Genomic DNA, 18,367 nt, shown 5'->3' with positions numbered 1-18,367 from the left:
CTACAAGCTTTCTGCAAGAAAGCTACATCGGAAGCATATACCTTTGTCTCCGGATTTTGACCACCCTGTAAATAATCAGGAAATCCGGAGACAACAGCGGCCGAAAGTCCAAGCATTTCTCGTAGTTACGGCTGCACCGCAAACGTTATTTATCTGTGTCTTGTTATTTCGAAGTAAGTTTGCTTCGCAAAACTTTTAGGAGGGGACACATATGAAACTACAAAAGTTATGGTCGCTCAAACGCTGGGCCCATATTTTCCGCCGGCTGCCCAGACTCATCACGTCCTCCCAAATTCCCTTGCCCGAAAAGCTGCTGTTCCTGGTACCGGCTGGGCTGTACTGGGTACTGCCTGATGTGCTGCCCTTCATCCCGCTGGATGATATTGCCGTGTCGATGTTCTTGATGAACTGGTTCGTTACACGCGCGGAGCGGAAGTATCCACTCGTGTAGAGTCTTATTCTGCTGAACCTGGGTCTGCTCCTTGCATGCGGGGGGCAGATTATTTACAATAGCCATATTAGGTTTAACCTACGAATAGGAGAGAGAGCCATGAGTGTCAAGATTACACGCAACGCGGCGAAGATCATTAAGAAAGAGCTTGAGAAGGAAGAGAACCAGGGCAAAGGTCTTGCTCTGAAAGTGTTCGTCACGCATTCCCATGGCGACCATGCTCACTACGGCCTTGATTTGGCCAAGCCTACGGATAAGGACACTGTGGTGACCACGGACAAAGAAATCGATGTGATCCTGGATCCAAGCGACCCGTTCCTGGAAGGTGTGAAGATTGATTACCTCTATTTCCCGGAAGAAGGCTTTGTCATCACGAACCCTTCCAAAGGCAATCACGGGGACCACTAATCCAAGTGGCGAAGAATTGCCGAGCAACAGGTCTCGCAGGCGTACCGGTCACAGCTGGTACGCCCTGCGAGGCCTTTTTTTGCCAAAGTAACTTAGGAATTACCTAGAAGCAAGAGTGTGGAACAATTCTGAAGAAGCGAGCGTCTGCTGTGATCCTTCATCTTGCGCCCGCCGGAGGAGTTAAGGTACAATACGGTTATTGAATTTATATGTGTGTGGAACAATATGTCCAACGGGAATCATGGAGATTACTAGTTTTTGGCACAAAGAAGGGAAGCAGCATGGCTAACGATATCCGCGTATGCGATAAATGCAATCACGTCCGTCTGAAGACGCTCGTACCCAAGCTCCAGAAGATGGCTCCAGATGCCGAGATCAAGGTCGGCTGTAAGTCTTACTGCGGCCCTTGCGGCAAACGGGCTTTTGTCTATATTAATGGGCGCTATGTCAGCGCGCCAACGGAAGAGGAAGTGCTTGCGAAAGCTCAGGCTTTCGTGAAGAAGCCCCGTGTGTAGGGGGGGAGGGCCAATAGGCACTGGAACTGCATAGAAGTCGGGAAGTCCGGTCAAGCTAAAGCGCTTGCCGGGCTATTTTTTTGCATCCATTCCGGAAATTTAACGCCTGACTAACCTGCCCCTGTGCTGTACCTTACATTCCGGTGGTACTCTGAATTTAGTGCCAAAAAAGCTGCCCGCTGGTCTAACGACCCTGCGGAGCAGCCTTCTCAAATTGCTGGATTAAGTTGTACATAATCGTCTTGTCTGAATAATCGAGCCGCTTCCTGGCTTCCTCATATCCCTGACGCGCCCGCTCTACATCGGTCTTCTGACGGGTGCTTAGATCGTAACACGTTCCATTCTCGAACACGCCGTCTGCTGAAGGAATATAGTAGATGGCCCCGTCGGTATAAGCGCCTGATCTTAGGACAACCATCTTCTGTCGATCATCAAAAATATCATTGCCCATCATATAGTAGTTCTTGGATGAGATGCCCAGCAGATGCAGCAGGGATGGGGTCATATCGAGCTGACCCGCAGGCGCATCATACACCCCGGCATGCTTGCCGTCAGGCAGATGAACGAGCAGCGGAACCTGGTTCATAATCTGCTCCATATCCAGGTCCGTTAGGCTCCTGCCCAGAAATTTCTCATAATAAGACTTATCCTTGATCGAGTTATCATGATCTCCGTAGAAGTACAATATCGTCTTGTCCCATAGACCTTCGGCTTTCATCTGATCCACGAGCTGGCCTAGCGCCGCATCGGCATAGTGAATGGATTCAAGATAGTCCCCGAATATCGTGCCGGAGAACTCGCCTGCATCAAGCTGCTGCACAGATTTGGGCAGGGCATAAGGATGATGGCTGGACAGCGTGATCAGATAGGAATAGAAGGGCTGCTTCTCCTTACCCATGAACCCAAGTGACTGCTTGAAGAAGGACTTGTCGCCAAGTGACCATCCGAGCGGCTCGTCGATGACGTAATCTTTTTTGCTGTAAAAGCGGTCATATCCCATGTTCTTGTACATGGTGTACCTGTTCCAGAAGCTGCTGTCATAGGCATGGAAGGCGGCGGTGGTGTACCCGCCTGACTTCAGAATCTGGGGCAGAACATCATACTGATGATCAGGGTAACGGGTGAATACAGATCCGGTTGGCAATGGATGCAGAGAGCTGTGGGAGGCGAAGTCGGCATCAGAGGTCCGTCCTTGCCCGGTCTGATGATAATAATTGGAGTAGTACAGACTTTCTTTCATCAGCTTATTGAAGTTCGGAGTGATCTCCTGACCATTGATCTGCTTGCCAATCATGAAGTTCATGAAGGCTTCGGCCTGGATGACCATCACATTACTGCCCTTGTACGCCCCATACGTCCCGTTCATAACCGGGCGGCCTGAACGTGCGCGATCGTACCACCCTTTGATGTCAGCAAGCTCCTGATCAGTCAGCTGTTTCTTTGAACCCCAGTGCTCAAGACCGTATTTGTATACATCATAATAATGAAATCCGAGCAGTCCCGTTACATTATAAAGGGCAAGATTCCACCAGTTCCCTACGAAAAGACCAACAGCCCAGGTAGACGTATAATGATGGATCGGCCCCAAGGCCAGCGCAAGACCAAGACCTAAAGTGACGATTCCTGTAATCAAGCGCCGGGTTAATCGCTTAAAGCGAGAGTCTCTGGTTCTTGACCTTACGTCAACTGCATGGCTGCGGCGTCTGCGTGACGCCAGAATAAAGATCATGGGAACATAGAAGATCCAGTCGACAAAGAACCAGATATCAGTCCAGTGTATCAGCTCGCGGATGCTTTCGCCCAGTTCTCCTACCTGACCGGCCTGCAGCAGCACCGGAATAGTAATGAAGTCTTGGAAATACCGATAGTAGACCAGATCCGAGAATATGAGGGCGGTAAGCAGAAGATTCAGGATGCTGAGCGCGATGCCGCGGCCTCTTCTCGGAAGCCATAACGTCCAGAAGGAAGCCGCCATAATAGAGCCGATGGCAATCACATAATCCAGTCTGCTCATATCGATGTTGTTCGCGTGCAGATGTGAATGCATGTAGGCCAGCTTCCATAAGATGACGGCGATAAACAAGAAATATTCCAGATTCCGATATTGAAATACACGTCTCAGCGATGAGCCAGCACCGCTCTGTTCTAGTGAATTCACTTCGATTCCTGCGCTCCTTCCCTTACGTGGACAAGCTCCCCTTCGTCTTAACGACGAGGGGGCAGAGGTCCGAGAAACTGAAGATATTGACACTCGATCCGACCATTGAACAGCTTGCGGCGCTTGTCCGCTTTCTTGTGAAAGTCCTGCTCGAACTGCTTGGTTGGAGTAATCGCGAAGAAAGACCAGGTCGGCAGTCCTGCAGCCACTCTTCCGAGCTGGGAGATCAGCTTCCGGATTTCTTTCTCCTCACCGATCCGCTCCCCATACGGTGGATTCGTGATTAGACAGCCGAATTCGCCTTCCGGGGTAATGCTGGCTGCGGGGAGTCTTTTGAATGTGATCTCCTTGCCGAGACCGGCGCTCTTCGCAGCCGCCATGGCGATTTCTATGGCTTCACTGTCAATGTCGCTGCCTGTAATCTGAAGCGGAATGTCATCGCGCACGGCATCGAAGGCTTCCTCGCGTGCCTGCTGCCAGAGCTCCTCAGGTATGACAGGCCAATTCTCCGAATTGAAGGATCGTCTTAGGCCAGGAGCAATATTCCAGCCGATCATGGCGGCTTCAATCGGAATCGTACCGGATCCGCAGCACGGATCATACAGCGGACGGTGCGGACCCCAGCGGCTGAGCAGAATTAAGGCGGCTGCAAGGGTTTCTTTTAGAGGAGCCTCTGTCGCATGCTTGCGGTAACCGCGTTTGTGCAGCGCGGGTCCTGTTGTATCGAGCGTAAGCAGCGCTTTGTCATTCAGAAGATTGACTTCAATCACATACCTTGGGCCGGTCTCCTCGAACCATTCGGTATGGTAGGTTTCTTTCAGCTTCTCAACAATAGCTTTCTTCACGATACCCTGGCAGGCAGGGACACTGCTGAGCTGGGATTTATGCGACCGGCCTTCGACCGGGAATTCGCCGTGAGCCGGAATCCAGTCCTGCCAAGGTAGCGCCTTGGTTCCCTCGAAGAGCTCGTCGAACGTTACAGCGCTGAACTCCCCCATTTTCACCAACACGCGGTCTGAAGTCCGTAGCCATAGATTACAGCGGCAGATATCAATGAAATCGCCTGTGAAATTAACCCGTCCGTTCTCCACCTTGACATCTTCATATCCTAAATCCTTCAATTCACGGGCCACAATGGATTCCAGACCCATCGGTGCTGTCGCGATTAATTCTAATTGCCTTGACATGATCTCAACTCCATTTTGACTTGTGGGAATGCCTCAAAAACCATACAATTTACTCTGTAGATGTTCATTCAATATAGTATAGGACAATGTACATAAACATACAATTGGGCTTTCGCTTCATAAGGCCGGGATGGTCTATCAGATATCGGTTCTAGAAAGGGGAAGGGTCATTATGATCACACCAGAACAATACAGTGAGGATTTATATCAGGCTGACGAGACGCTGCTCAAGGTAAAAGAGTCCATTGCAGCAGCAGGAATTCAAGACGTCTCCATTGCCCCGGGCTATGGACGTCTCCTGACCATGCTGGTCCAAATGTCCAGAGCAGAGAACGTGCTCGAAATCGGAGCACTCGGGGGATACAGCGGCATTTGCCTGGCGCGCGGACTAGCCCCGGGAGGGCGTATCGTCTCCCTGGAGCTTAGTCAGGAGAATGCGGATCTGGCTCACCGCAACATGCATGAAGCAGGCTTTGGTGACCAAGCGGTGTATATGACGGGTCCAGCCCTGGACTCGCTGAAGGCGCTGCAGGCTAAGGGGGATAAGTTCGATTTCTTCTTCATCGATGCGGACAAAGAAAATTACCCGAACTATCTGGAATATGCGATTCAGCTGGGGCGGCCCGGAGCGATTATCGCAGGGGACAATACCCTGCTTCGCGGCCGGACTCTGAATACGGAGAAGAATGGCCCTTCCGTACTTGCGATGCGCAAATTCAACGAGACGATTGCCCGGGATGAACGATTGATCAGCACTTTCCTGCCAGCCTATGACGGCTTGGCGCTGGCTATGGTGAAGTAGGGAGAAGCAGAAGTCCGGCGTAGTCTTATGCTGTTGTCTGATCAGGAAAAGCAGTATACACAACAAACCACCGATGGGACGAGGCCCTTCGGTGGTCTTTTGTTATGTTACGCAGCGTATATATGCCGGCCGCTCTCAGTCGAGCTACTGGAACGAAGGCGTATCCCGGTGCGCATACAGCTTGGCCCTTACCCAGACGGTATTGACCAGCAGCAGGACACCGGAGATGATGAAGATGCCTTCGATTCCGATATACCCCGACAAGAAGCCCCCGATAGAGGCCCCCATCATATTGCCCAGCGCAAGTGTGCTGCTGTTGAACCCGAAGGCGCGGCTCTCCATGCCATCCGGTGTGTAGGACCGGATCAGCGCATTTACACTGGGAAGCAGCCCGCCCATGCAGATGCCCATGAGGAAGCGGATGATAGCGAGCTGCCAGACCGATTGGACGAAGGCCTGGGGAATCAGCGTAACCGCCGTGCCTATGAGCGCGAAAGTCAGAATACGATGTGCGCCGACCTTGTCACTGAATTTGCCGAGAATTGGCGAAGTGATCATATTAGACAAGCCGGTAACGGCGCTGACAAAGCCCGCCCAGAATGATAAATTCACGACACTCCCGTGAAGCTCCTCCACATATAGAGTCAGGACGGACATCGGACTGAGCATAGCGAACTGAAGCAGAAAGGTCACGGCGAACAGGGCGGTCAGCTGAGGGGTTTTGTTCAACTCCCGGAAGCCCGCAAGCACAGAGATCTGCGGAGTATGGGAGGCTTCTTCCCGGTCAAATTTCTCACGCACCAGGAACAGGGCGAGCAGTGAAGCTACAAGAAGCAATGCCCCTGTGATATAAAAGATAGGCCGGTAGCCGACCCAATCTGCCAGCAGTCCCCCGATTAAGGGTCCCAGGATTGTGCCTGCAACAACGCCGGACTGTGAAATTCCCATGGCATAGCCCATGCGGTCTTTGGGCGTTGTGCCCGAGATGAGCGAGATGGCCGCTGGGTTGAAGCCGGAGATGGTACCGTTCAGGAGCCGGAGGCCCAGCAGCTGCCAGGGAGCAGTAGCAGCCCCCATCAGGGCGATGACGATTGACATCCCGAAGCCGGAGCGCAGCAGCATGATTTTACGTCCATACCGGTCGGCCAGCTTCCCCCATAAAGGCTGGAAGATAAAAGAAGTAGCGAAGTTAGCCGCGAATATAAGTCCAGACCACAATCCAAGCGCTTTTGCCCCCTGTACTCCGAGATCCTCGGACAGGTACAGCGGGAGGAAAGGGGTGACCATAGTCATCCCCGCATTAACTAGAAATTGGCCGAACCACAGCACGATGAGATTCACTTTCCAGGTGGGCAGAGGGCCTCTGTTTCTAAGGATTTTGATCATTTGAAGTATTATCCTCCGATAGAAAGAATTTCATTACTATACCATAACGCCAAAATTCTAAAACTAAGCTTAAACTTTGATTTCATAGGATTGTCATGGGTTCTTCATCCGGAACGGGTTGTTACTTACTTTTAAAAAGGGCATAATGGAATTTAGAGAATTTTATAGATGGAGGCGTCTTCATGACATATAATGACCGGTTTATCCGTGCTTGTCTTAAGCAGGAGGTTGATCAGCTGCCCGTATGGTATATGCGGCAGGCTGGCAGGTACGATCCGGAATACCGCGCAATCAAAGAGAATTACAGCCTTCTTGAAATATGCCGGCAGCCCGAGCTGGCTGCAGAAGTTACTTTAATGCCAGTTCGCAAGCTGGGCGTGGATGCGGCTATTTTGTACTCGGATATTATGAATCCGGTTGCTTCCATTGGTATTGATTTCGATATTGTGAAGGACGTCGGACCGGTTATCGACAATCCGATCCGGACTGCTGAAGATATTGAACGTCTTCGTCCTATAGATGTGGAGAAGGATCTTTCGCATATCCTGGAGACCATCCGAATCTTGGACCGGGAGCTTAATGTCCCTTTGATTACCTTCGCGGGCGCGCCCTTCACCATTGCGAGTTACTTGATTGAAGGCCGTCCTTCCAAGAATTACATCCGCACCAAGAGCATGATGTATAACGAACCCAAGCTGTGGCACCGCCTGATGGACAAGCTCGGGGATATGATTATTGAATATTTGAAGCACCATGTGAAGAATGGAGGCAAGGCGTTCCAGGTGTTTGACAGCTGGGTAGGCGCGCTCTCCCCAAAAGATTTTGAAGTCTATGTGCTGCCGACGATCACACGTATTTTTGCCGAGCTTGAGACGCTTAGTGTACCCAAAATATATTTCCCTGGGGTCAGCTCAGGAGAACTGCTGCCTACGCTTACGGGCATCAAGGCTGACGTAATCGGACTTGACTGGCGGGTATCCATTAACGAAGGCCGCCGGCGTACAGGGGGAGGCTTTGCGGTTCAAGGAAATCTGGATCCGTTTGTGTTAACGGCACCGATGGATGTCATCAAGTCATACGCCAAGGAAATTATCGACGAAGGGATCCAGTCCCCTGGATTTGTATTTAATTTGGGACATGGATTGTTCCCGGAAGCTTCTCTGGACAAGCTTCGCGAGCTGACTGAATATGTGCATGACTACTCTGCCGAAGCACTCCGGAAGCTGGGTGCAGGCCTGCCTTCTTGATCTACTAAATAACTTTCAGAGGTGAAGATCTAACGTGAACAACAAAATCGGCGTACTCGTCATGTCTTATGGAACACCCGAAAGCCTGGAACAGGTAGAAGCTTATTATACCCATATTCGCCGGGGCAACCCGCCTGCCGAGGATCAGCTGAAGGAACTCAAAGACCGTTATGAAGCTATCGTGGGCGGGGTCTTCCCGCTAAGAGCGAACACGGATAATCAGGTTGCCGCCCTGCAGGAGACATTGAACCGGGCTGCGGAAGGCCTTGGAGTACAGTTCGTCTGTTATCAAGGTCTCAAGCATGCCGCCCCATTCATCGAGGATGGGGTCGATCAGATGGCCAAGGATGGTATCACCCGCGCGGTGGGCATTGTGCTGGCCCCGCACTATTCGGTCATGAGTGTAGGCAGTTATATCAAGCGTGCGGAGGAGAAGGCGGCTGAGCATAAGATCAAGTTCTCTTTCGTCCAGAGCTATCATCTGCATCCCAAGCTGATTCAGGCCCTGGCACAGCGGGTAAGCCGCAAGCTCGATCAATTCGAGGAAGCGGGAGCCGAGCGGGATAAGGTCAAGGTTCTCTTCAGCGCGCACAGCCTGCCCGAGAAGATCCTGGAGATGGGGGACCCTTACCAGGATCAGCTCCTCGAGACATCCACAGAAGTTGCGGAGCAGTGCGGGGTAACGAACTGGCAGTTCACATGGCAGAGTGCGGGCCGGACCGCGACTCCTTGGCTTGGGCCTGATATCTTGGATACACTAAGAGATCTAAGCATTGAGCAAGTAGAGGATGTGCTTGTGGCTCCGGTCGGATTCGTATCGGACCATCTGGAAGTTCTGTACGATCTGGATATCGAAGCCCAGGCAGTGGCCGGTGAGCTGGATATGAGACTGATGCGTACGGATTCGCTTAACACCGATCCTTTGTATATGGAGACGCTTAGCGACGTCATTATCAAAGCATGGGAAGAGGAATGAATAATCTATGAGTGATTCAGATTCATCTAGAAACATAGTCATCATCGGAGGAGGACTTACCGGGCTGAGTGCGGCATTTTATATCCGGAAGTTCTACAGAGAGAAAGGGGTTCCTGTCCAAATCACGATTCTGGAGAAGGGGAAGTCGATGGGCGGCAAAATCGAGACTCTTCACCGGGACGGCTTCGTCATTGAGAAGGGACCGGACTCCTTCCTCGCCCGCAAGACGGCGATGATTGATCTGGCCAAGGAACTGGAGCTGGATCATGAGCTCGTTTCTATGAATCCTGGCGCCAAGAAGACTTATATAGTCAAGCGCGGTGTGCTTCACCCTATGCCTTCAGGACTTGTGCTGGGTATTCCTACCGAGCTGGGTCCTTTTATGAAGAGTGGACTTGTCTCCTGGGGCGGGAAAATACGCGCGTTAATGGACCTCGTAATTCCTGCGCGTAAAAGCACAGGGGACGAGTCACTCGGAAATTTCATTGAACGCAGGCTGGGTGCGGAAGTGCTGACAAATGTAACGGAGCCTCTTCTTGCAGGAATCTATGCGGGAGATACGTACAAGTTAAGCCTGCAGTCTACATTTCCACAGTTCGGTGAAGTCGAACGGGTGCACGGCAGCTTGATGCGGGGGATGATGACAGGCAGGAAGCCGGTGGAGACGCATACAGGCACCAAACGAAGTGCTTTTCTCACCTTCCGGCAGGGATTACAGAGTCTGGTGCATGGGCTTGTGCATGAGCTGCATGACGTGGATCAGCGGTTGGAGACCGAGGTTTTGGAAATACGCCAAGGAAGCAGCCGGGCCTATGAGGTTGATATAGCTGAAGGAGGCGTGCTTCACGCCGATCAGATTGTGGTTACCACACCGGCATTCAGCGCCGCGAAGCTGCTTGAGCCTTTCGTGGATGTGATCGCACTGACAGCTATCAACTATGTATCGGTTGCTAACGTGGTTGTAGCATTTGACAAGAAGGACCTCCAGGGAATTCAGGATGCTTCCGGATTCCTGGTTCCACGGGCGGAAGGACGGAATATTACCGCATGTACCTGGACTTCAACCAAATGGCTGCATACCAGTCCGGACGACAAGGTGCTGCTTCGCTGTTATGTTGGCCGCTCGGGGGATGAGCAGAATGTTCAGCTGCCCGATGATTCGCTTACGGAGCTCGTCCTGAAGGATCTGCGGGAACTCATGGGAATCACGGCTACGCCTCTATTCTCGGAGATCACCCGGCTGCCGAAGTCGATGCCGCAGTATCCGGTTGGCCATCTGCAGCAGATTGCCGGCTTGCGTGAAGAGCTTAAATCTAAGGCGCCAGGTCTATATGTTACCGGAGCGGCATTTGAAGGCGTCGGTCTGCCCGACTGCATCAAGCAGGCCAAAGAGCTCGCGAAGATCATGACCGAAGAGCGTGTGCATTAATGATAATAACCTGTAACCCCGAGCCATCCAGGCTCGGGGTTATCCTTTTCTCGGGAGCCGCAGTTGGAACATCTTCAATCTTCTCATCTAACCTTTCATACAAAAATGTCGGAATATTACATACTCAGCTAGCAAGCTTATCCTTATTTCTACACAATTGTTTATCAGATGGAATCTGACTTTATTAGATATAAATTCAATTTTTTTGAAACAAATGAGCAGAATATGCGTTTGTTTGTATGACCCTAATAATTAAAAAAATTTAATTTTGTATGAAGGGAAGATCAGATATGAAAAAATGGGTGCCGGCCGCCATTGCGGCAGTTCTTTTAACAGGAACAATGACTCTCGGAAACTCGGCCGAGGCAAAGACATCTGACAAGATCAAGGAACAGGTATTTATTAATGGAGTGATGCAGAGTGAAGCTCTTGTTGAAAAAGGAAGAGCTCTTATTCCCCTCAGGTCCCTGAATGATCCGAATTGGCTGACCTACAATTATGATGCCAAGACTCATACCGTGACGGCCAAGAGCAAGAACGGCAGTAAGGTAATTAAGCTAAAGGCCGGTTCGAAGACTGCCACAGTTAATGGAGAACAAGTTTCACTTGATCTTAGTGTTGTAAATAAAGAAGGCCGTACCTATGTGCCCCTGCGCTTTGTCAGTGAAGCATTGGGCGGTACTGCCTACTATAATGCGAAAGACAAGCGGGCTATTGTAAGAACTCCAGCCGGACAGGCAGCGTTCAATACACTGATGAAGGGTGATCTAGTGGATGCACGTAAGGAGGCGCTTAAACTTATCGCTGTGGAAGGACCTGATGATTGGACTCCTCACGGGGAAGGTTTTAGTACGACTTATCAGTTTCCGGAGGGCCAGGCTCTGCAATATTCACAAACCTATAGGCTCTTGACCAATTATATCAAGATTAACCAGGATGGGATTGCCGAAGTCATCGGTCAATTGGATGAAATGGGTAACAAGACAAAATCGCGAGGGATTAAACCTGACTACAAAGGTGGGTATGTATATTTTTCTGACAATTTAATGGCTGAGCTATTGACTTATGGGAAAGTAGATTCGTCAGGTAGTGACACGGAGTTGGGACGTTTCGATTACATTCAACATCCGGAGTTTAGAGAGTATAGATACAGTTTCATTCTTCCAATTGAAGGGGAAACCCGCAAAGACGCAAAGTAAGCTGACAATCGGCATTGTTCGCCCTTAGGCCGTTTTCTGCTGGGGGATTATTGGGGTAGTTAGGGAAAAGTGCATCGGTGGATGCACTCTTTTTCTTTTTACTTATATATTTTAGGCAGTTTCTATCCTTACTCATGTTGTTCAAATACAAATCTTAGATCGTTGATTCTCCAAAGATGAGCTCGAAGCTCCCTGGCATGAATAGTCATGGAGAGAAGAAAACCTGCATAGGCTCACTTCTAGGGGAATTGGTGACTCTAGGCAGATACAGAATCAGGAAAGTTGCTTTAGTTCAACTTATTTACCTGATATAATGAGATGTGATTACCTCAAATTTCATAGAAATATAAGGAGTGAACTATGCTTCAACCAAGATCGCAAAAGTACAGCGCTGAGAAGAGGCAGAAGCTGCAGCGCCAAAGCCGATTCTGGATGCTGGTCAACTTAACCTTGATTGTATTGATCGGACTTGTTCTTACCTTTTCTTATTTCAATACCAAATCACTTGGTGGAAAAGCTGTGCAAGATCCCGTGCAGGATATCACCCCTCCGATCAGTGTCATTCCGAACACGGAAGGGAATAGCCCGGCGGTGACACCCCCTGATCCAAGCCAGGCCAGCCAGGACTCCACTGCTGAGACAGTTGGCAGTAGTGCGAAAGAAAGCCTGCTCATTCATTTCGGCGGTGACACGATCTTCTCGGGTAAAGTTGCTGAGAAGATGGAACAGTACGGCATCGATTTTCCATTTAAGCACGTAAAGGATCTATTCCTGAAGGATGATCTGACGATTCTCAACTTGGAGACCCCCGTAACTACTAGAGGTATAGGAGCCAAGAATAAGCAGTTTGTATTTAAAGCCCATCCCGATGCGCTCAAAGCCATGAAGAAGGCAGGCGTGGATGCGGTCAACGTAGCAAATAATCATACTCTAGACCAGGGTGTTCAAGGTTTGCTGGATACCATGGACCATCTTCATGCCAACAAGATACCTTTTGCAGGAGCAGGCAGAAACAGCAGCGAAGCTTACGCTCCGGTGTACATAGAGCGTAAAGGCGCCAAGATCGCATTGTTTGGCTTCAGCCGGGTGCTTCCGGAGCTGAGCTGGAATGCCCAAGCAGACAGGCCGGGACTTGCCGGCGTCTACAATGACGATGTACAGCTAGCCGTTAAGTCTATACAGGATGCGCGCAAGAAGGCGGATTTGGTTATCGTAGTCGCCCATTGGGGGAGAGAAAGAGTGACCGTGCCGGACAGCACTCAGACTCTGCTCGCCCATTCTTTCGTAGATGCCGGAGCTGATCTGGTTGTTGGCGGTCATCCGCATGTGCTGCAGGGTGTGGAGCAGTATAAGGGCAAGTGGATTGCCTACAGTACAGGGAATTTCATATTCACCAAGGCCACAACAAGGCCCAAGACCTGGGACACAGCTGTATTCCAGGCACACTGTACAATTGGGGAAGGCTGTGATCTGCGGATGATTCCGTTCCTTACCGAGATTGGGCAGCCTGTACCTAAGAATGCCCAGGACAGCGCCAAGCTTATGAAGGAGATTGAAAGTCTGTCCCCAGGCGTCAAGATAGATTCGTACGGCAATATCAGATCAATCAAGAATGATACCAACCCAGCACTTATACCTTCAGATGCAGAGCATAAGATGGATACGAGCAAGGATAATTCAGGCTAACGGGAGAGGAGCGGTCTGGATGCCGGATTACTGTGCGGCTCACCGGGGATTCTCAGGAGCAGCCCCAGAGAATACTATGGCAGCGGTTAAGCTTGCCATGGAAGATCCTTATGTGAAGTGGATTGAAGTGGACGTTCAGCTGTCCAGAGATGGCGTGCCTTTTCTAATTCATGATTATACCTTGAACAGAACTACTAACGGGAAAGGCCCGGTCAAGGATGCTTTATGGGAAGACCTTAGCAGATTGGATGCGGGAAGCTGGAAGTCCAGCATCTATTCAGGGGAGAGACTTGTTACGCTTGATGACTTCCTGACTGCGGTTAAGGGACGGCTCCTGGTGAATCTGGAGATTAAGACCGAGGCTGACAAATATCCGGGTATTGAACAGACCGTCATTGACAGGGTCAAGAAGCATGGGATGGAGAAGGAAGTAGTCCTGACTTCTTTTGATACCGGAGCGCTTCGGAATGTCCGGCGCATCAATGGCGAGATTCGCACAGGGATAATTATTGATGGCAGACCGGCTGATCTGCTTGATCGTCTGCGAAGCCTGGGAAGTGATTTCCTTTCCATTTCCTATAGGCATTTGACACCGGAACTGGCAGCCAAGGCTGCCGATGCAGGCATTCAGGTTATGGCGTGGACCATAGATGACGGGAAGTCGATGAAGCGGATCGCAGAGATGCATCCGGGTATTCTTATCTGTACGAACCGGCCGGATGTGTGGCGGCAGACTTTTATAGAGAAGCGTTCAGCTGGAAGCAGATTTGGATTCTTCAAATGGGGAAGGAAGTAGATATGCAATGAGATCGATAGTCCGTAACGTATACTGTGTAGGCCGGAATTACCGTCTGCATGCGGAAGAGCTTGGCAATGATGTGCCTACAGAACCGATGGTTTTCCTCAAGCCCTCCCATGCCGTGGTACCGATGGATGGAACTGAACTAAGCTTGCCTGGAGGCAGGGGTGAGATTCATTACGAGGCTGAACTGGTGCTTCGGATCGCACGTCCTTATGTTACGGGGATATCTGTGGATGAGCTCGTGGACGTTATGGCGCTGGGCATTGATTTTACGCTTCGGGATGTTCAGAGTGATCTTAAGAAGAAAGGTCACCCTTGGACGGCAGCCAAAGGTTTTCGCTTCTCGGCACCCTTAACGCCTTATGTTGCTTTTCCAGGAACAGAGGAGATTGGACGAACCAGCTTCGAGCTGGTGAAGAACGGAGAGACCGTTCAGCGCGGGAATACGCAGGATATGATTTTCTCTCTTCAGGAGATCGTAGACTACATAGCGGATCACTACGGACTGGATGAGGGAGATTTAATATTTACAGGCACTCCTGCCGGAGTGGGGCCTGTAGCGGACGGAGATCAGCTTACACTGTGTCTGGACGGACAACCTCTTGGCAGCTGCGCAATTGGAATCAGCGGGTAATCTATGGATTGGCTGATTGGATTTGTCTGTGCGGCGGCCGTGGCAGGGGCTGCGTTTTACAAGCGTTCTTTAACTTTGTCGGGTATGTGTGCGGCGGTAATTATGGGAACAGTATACTATGGGGCTGGGAATGCCTTCTGGTTCGGAACGCTGCTGTTGTTTTTCATTACTTCTACCTTATTCTCGAAGTGGAAGAGCCACCGCAAGGCGGAGCTGGAGAAGTCCTACGCCAAAAGCGGCCGGCGCGATGCCGGGCAGGTTATGGCCAATGGCGGCCTCGGAATGCTGGTATGTCTGGCTAACTGGTTCTGGCCGGATCCGCTTTGGGCCTACTTATTTATTGGAATCATGGCCTCGGTTACGGCGGATACGTGGGCGACAGAATGGGGCGGCCTCAGTCGCAGGCCACCCCGTTCGGTGTTGACCTGGAGGGTGCTGCCGGCAGGCACCTCGGGCGGAGTATCGTGGCTTGGCAGCACCGCGGCTGCTGCGGGTGCAATCCTGATTGGTATCGGTGCGTGGCTTCTTCCGCAGCTGGACGGGCATTCGGGAGAGTCCCTCGGTCTATGGATGGCAGCGGGCGGCCTTGGCGGATTGACGGGGGCTTTCACCGACTCCATTCTGGGAGCCAGCCTGCAGCGGATGTACCGCTGCCCGGTGTGCGGGCGGGAAGTAGAAGTTCCCCTGCACTGCGGACAGCCAACAGAGCATATGCGCGGAATCGTATGGATGAGTAACGATGCGGTTAATCTGCTTAGTTCTCTGGCTGGAGGACTGATTGCATTATGGATTGGGTTTATGGCGGCATAGGAAGGTTGAACGAAGATGAGTGATTTCCAGGGAGACAAACATACAGCCATACTTGATGCGGCTTTTGCCCTGTTCGGTTCTCAAGGCTTCTATGATGCCAAGATCTCGGACATTGCCGACCTGGCTGGCATTGCCAAAGGTACGGTATACTTGTACTTCAAGAGCAAGGAGAAGCTGTTCGCAGCCGTGTCCGAGCGTGATTTCAGTGATTTCCTGAACAGGCTGCACGAAGGACTTAAGAGAGGGGCAAGCTTGCAGGAACAGCTGCAGTTCATTGCCAGACATCATTTGGAGTACTATTACGCACGCAAGGATCATACCAAGTTATTTTTTATGGCCCCTAATAATGACCCCGAACTGATGGGGTTGATGCAGAATTTCCTCCGCAGCTATATGGCTGCGGTCTGCGAAGTTCTGAGCAAGGCTGATGTGCCGGAACCGATGCTCCATGCGAAAGCATATATCGGTATGCTGGATCAGCTTAAGATGGACATTTTATTTGACCGGTCGTTAACAGAGGGAGACTTGAATAAGAACATACATTTCGTGTCCCGCTTATTTATATATGGTTGTCCTGTCCAGGAACAGGATGGAACAGCCCTGTAATTCCAAGCGAAGAACGAATCCAAAATACATGGGTAGAAGTAGGGATACAAAGCGATGAATATAATGACTGTAGAGCAAATATCCAAGAGTTTTGGCGAGAAGGTTCTGTTTCATGGAGCCTCGTTCGGGATGGAAGACCAGGACAAGATTGGTGTAGTAGGCGTGAATGGCACGGGCAAATCCACTTTTCTGCGCGTCATCGCAGGTCTTGAGCCGGCAGATGAAGGAAAGATTGCCGTTAATAACGGTGTGCGGATTCGTTACCTGGCCCAGAATCCGGACTACAATCCTGATATGACTGTGCTTCAGCAGGTATTTCAAGGGGATAGTCCCGAGCTCCAGGCCGTCTATGAATATATGGAGACGCTGAGGCTCATGGAGGAGAACCCGGATGACCGGTCACTTGAAGACCAAGCGTCAAGCCTCAGTCAGGAGATTGACCGACTGCAGGTGTGGCAGCTGGAAAGTGAAGCCAAAAGCATATTGTCCAAGCTGGGAATTACGGATTTCTCCAGGCTGATGGGTACATTATCCGGTGGGCAGCGCAAGCGTGTGGCGCTGGCATCCGCGTTAATTCAGCCATCAGAGCTGTTGATTCTGGACGAGCCCACGAACCATATTGACAACGATTCGGTTGCATGGCTGGAGCAGTATTTGCAGAAACGCCGCGGCGCCCTGCTTATGATCACGCACGACCGTTATTTCCTGGATCGTGTAGCTTCTGTGATGCTTGAGCTCGACCATGGCCGTCTCTTCCGCTACGAAGCGAATTACAGCCGGTTCCTGGAGCTGAAGAGTGAGCGTGAGGAGCGGGAAGCCTCTGCGGAGCAGAAGAGACAGAATCTGCTGCGTACTGAGCTTGCCTGGATCCGCAGAGGTGCCAAGGCCCGGACGACCAAGCAGAAGGCGAGGATTGACCGTTTCGAGGAGCTTCAGAATCAGAAGGGCGAGATCCGAAGCGGTGCGGTGGAGATGTCAGTAGCTTCTACCCGGCTTGGCCGCAAAATACTAGAGATGAACCATTTAAGCTACAAAGTGGGTGACCGAACACTCATCGAGGACTTGTCCTACATTGCGGTACCGGGTGACCGCGTAGGCATCGTTGGTCCCAATGGCAGCGGGAAATCGACACTGCTGAATCTGATTGCCGGACGGCTCACGCCGAATCAAGGCGAGGTTGTTCTTGGACAGACCGTCAAGCTGGGTTATTTCACCCAGGAGCATCAGGAGATGAATGAAGAACAGCGGGTCATTGAGTATATTAAGGATGAAGCTGAAGTTGTAACTACAGCAGAGGGATCCAGAATCACAGCGTCACAAATGCTGGAACGGTTCCTGTTCGAGCCCACCATGCAGTGGACCCCGATTGCCAAGCTGTCAGGTGGTGAGAGACGGAGGCTGTATCTGCTTAGAGTATTGATGGGCGCACCGAATGTACTCCTGCTTGATGAGCCTACGAACGATCTGGATATCCAGACTCTCACGGTTCTGGAAGCTTACCTTGACGAGTTCCCGGGAGCCGTCTTCGTAGTCTCCCATGACCGTTATTTCCTCGACCGGACGATCGACAAGATCATGGCCTTTGAAGGAAAGGGAGCTGTGGCTGTCCATGTGGGAGATTACAGCGATTATGAAGAACGTCTGCGCCGGGAAGGCAGCGGGCAGGCTGAAGCAAATGATAGCCAGATTAAGGCCAAGAAGAGTACGGGAAAAGAAACATCAGCTGTATCCTCTGCTCCTTCTCTTAAGGAGAAGGTCAAATTCAGCTATAACGAGCAGAGAGAATACGAGGCCATTGACGGCCTGGTTGAAGCGGCAGAGCAGAAGATCGCTGACCTTGCGGCTGCAATGGAGCAGGCTTCAAGCGATGCTTCCCGGCTGCAGGAGCTCATGCGTGAGCAGCAGGAGGCCGAGGCTGAGCTTGAACGATTAATGGAACGATGGACGTACCTTAATGAGCTGGCGGAGCGGATTGAAGCCCAGCGTAACGTATAGTCCATCAGCATAGTGCTTAAGATTAGAACAAGCCTTCCATTCCCGATGTGATCGGGGTCTGGAAGGCTTGTTCTGA

General features: G+C 51.1%; 17 protein-coding genes. 14 read left to right on the top strand and 3 right to left on the bottom strand.

Features of this window, described 5'->3' with window-relative positions:
- Positions 1–211 precede the first annotated feature (211 nt).
- The 3 genes from LDO05_RS13115 to LDO05_RS13105 all read left to right on the top strand — a co-directional run bounded on the left by LDO05_RS13115 (position 212) and on the right by LDO05_RS13105 (position 1,374).
- Positions 212–451, top strand: coding sequence for a YkvA family protein (locus tag LDO05_RS13115; protein ID WP_251375825.1), 240 nt, complete (start codon positions 212–214; stop codon positions 449–451).
- A 99-nt stretch (positions 452–550) separates the two neighbouring features.
- Positions 551–859 carry a HesB/IscA family protein gene (locus LDO05_RS13110; RefSeq protein ID WP_251375824.1) on the top strand — a complete coding sequence of 103 codons (309 nt, stop codon included), beginning with the start codon at positions 551–553 and terminating at the stop codon, positions 857–859.
- A gap of 281 nt (positions 860–1,140) precedes the next feature.
- Positions 1,141–1,374: a YuzB family protein gene (locus tag LDO05_RS13105; protein WP_251375823.1), complete on the top strand. Its 234-nt coding sequence runs from the start codon at positions 1,141–1,143 to the stop codon at positions 1,372–1,374.
- 184 nt (positions 1,375–1,558) lie between these two features.
- Here LDO05_RS13105 and LDO05_RS13100 read toward each other — a convergent pair whose 3' ends face one another.
- Positions 1,559–3,538 (bottom strand): LTA synthase family protein, encoded by a 1,980-nt coding sequence (locus tag LDO05_RS13100; protein ID WP_481857062.1) that lies wholly within the window; start codon positions 3,536–3,538, stop codon positions 1,559–1,561.
- Positions 3,539–3,579: 41 nt separating this feature from the next.
- Positions 3,580–4,719, bottom strand: coding sequence for a THUMP domain-containing class I SAM-dependent RNA methyltransferase (locus LDO05_RS13095; RefSeq protein WP_251375822.1), 1,140 nt, complete (start codon positions 4,717–4,719; stop codon positions 3,580–3,582).
- Between the two features lie 172 nt (positions 4,720–4,891).
- On the opposite strand from LDO05_RS13095, the gene LDO05_RS13090 reads away from it, so the two are divergent.
- On the top strand, positions 4,892–5,521 hold the full coding sequence (locus LDO05_RS13090) for an O-methyltransferase (RefSeq protein WP_251375821.1): 630 nt from the start codon (positions 4,892–4,894) through the stop codon (positions 5,519–5,521).
- A 144-nt stretch (positions 5,522–5,665) separates the two neighbouring features.
- Here LDO05_RS13090 and LDO05_RS13085 read toward each other — a convergent pair whose 3' ends face one another.
- On the bottom strand, positions 5,666–6,907 hold the full coding sequence (locus tag LDO05_RS13085) for an MFS transporter (RefSeq protein ID WP_251375820.1): 1,242 nt from the start codon (positions 6,905–6,907) through the stop codon (positions 5,666–5,668).
- A 182-nt stretch (positions 6,908–7,089) separates the two neighbouring features.
- Here LDO05_RS13085 and hemE point away from each other — a divergent pair, with 182 nt between their 5' ends.
- From hemE to LDO05_RS13035, 10 genes are all read left to right on the top strand, one after another.
- Entirely contained in the window at positions 7,090–8,154 is a 1,065-nt protein-coding gene (hemE, locus tag LDO05_RS13080; protein ID WP_251375819.1) for a uroporphyrinogen decarboxylase, read from the top strand.
- Positions 8,155–8,188: 34 nt separating this feature from the next.
- On the top strand, positions 8,189–9,130 hold the full coding sequence (hemH, locus tag LDO05_RS13075; RefSeq protein WP_251375818.1) for a ferrochelatase: 942 nt from the start codon (positions 8,189–8,191) through the stop codon (positions 9,128–9,130).
- A 7-nt stretch (positions 9,131–9,137) separates the two neighbouring features.
- Positions 9,138–10,559: a protoporphyrinogen oxidase gene (gene hemG / locus LDO05_RS13070; protein WP_251375817.1), complete on the top strand. Its 1,422-nt coding sequence runs from the start codon at positions 9,138–9,140 to the stop codon at positions 10,557–10,559.
- Between the two features lie 290 nt (positions 10,560–10,849).
- Positions 10,850–11,758 carry a copper amine oxidase N-terminal domain-containing protein gene (locus tag LDO05_RS13065; RefSeq protein WP_251375816.1) on the top strand — a complete coding sequence of 303 codons (909 nt, stop codon included), beginning with the start codon at positions 10,850–10,852 and terminating at the stop codon, positions 11,756–11,758.
- A 360-nt stretch (positions 11,759–12,118) separates the two neighbouring features.
- The gene (locus LDO05_RS13060; RefSeq protein ID WP_251375815.1) at positions 12,119–13,444 is read left to right on the top strand and encodes a CapA family protein; all 1,326 of its coding nucleotides are present in this window, start codon (positions 12,119–12,121) and stop codon (positions 13,442–13,444) included.
- 19 nt (positions 13,445–13,463) lie between these two features.
- Positions 13,464–14,240 (top strand): glycerophosphodiester phosphodiesterase, encoded by a 777-nt coding sequence (locus LDO05_RS13055; RefSeq protein WP_251375814.1) that lies wholly within the window; start codon positions 13,464–13,466, stop codon positions 14,238–14,240.
- 7 nt (positions 14,241–14,247) lie between these two features.
- A complete protein-coding gene (locus tag LDO05_RS13050) occupies positions 14,248–14,880 on the top strand; it encodes a fumarylacetoacetate hydrolase family protein (protein WP_251375813.1) in 633 nt (210 codons plus the stop codon).
- A 3-nt stretch (positions 14,881–14,883) separates the two neighbouring features.
- Positions 14,884–15,690: a DUF92 domain-containing protein gene (locus tag LDO05_RS13045; protein WP_251375812.1), complete on the top strand. Its 807-nt coding sequence runs from the start codon at positions 14,884–14,886 to the stop codon at positions 15,688–15,690.
- Between the two features lie 15 nt (positions 15,691–15,705).
- Positions 15,706–16,296, top strand: coding sequence for a TetR/AcrR family transcriptional regulator (locus LDO05_RS13040; protein ID WP_251375811.1), 591 nt, complete (start codon positions 15,706–15,708; stop codon positions 16,294–16,296).
- A 54-nt stretch (positions 16,297–16,350) separates the two neighbouring features.
- Positions 16,351–18,291, top strand: coding sequence for an ABC-F family ATP-binding cassette domain-containing protein (locus LDO05_RS13035; RefSeq protein WP_251375810.1), 1,941 nt, complete (start codon positions 16,351–16,353; stop codon positions 18,289–18,291).
- The last annotated feature ends 76 nt before the right edge of the window (positions 18,292–18,367 follow it).

Origin of the sequence: Paenibacillus sp. YPG26, assembly GCF_023704175.1 — a bacterium.
In the GTDB taxonomy this organism is placed as follows: Bacteria; Bacillota; Bacilli; order Paenibacillales; family Paenibacillaceae; genus Fontibacillus.
Note: the sequence above shows the minus strand (reverse complement) of the source record. Positions and strands in the feature narration are given on the sequence as shown.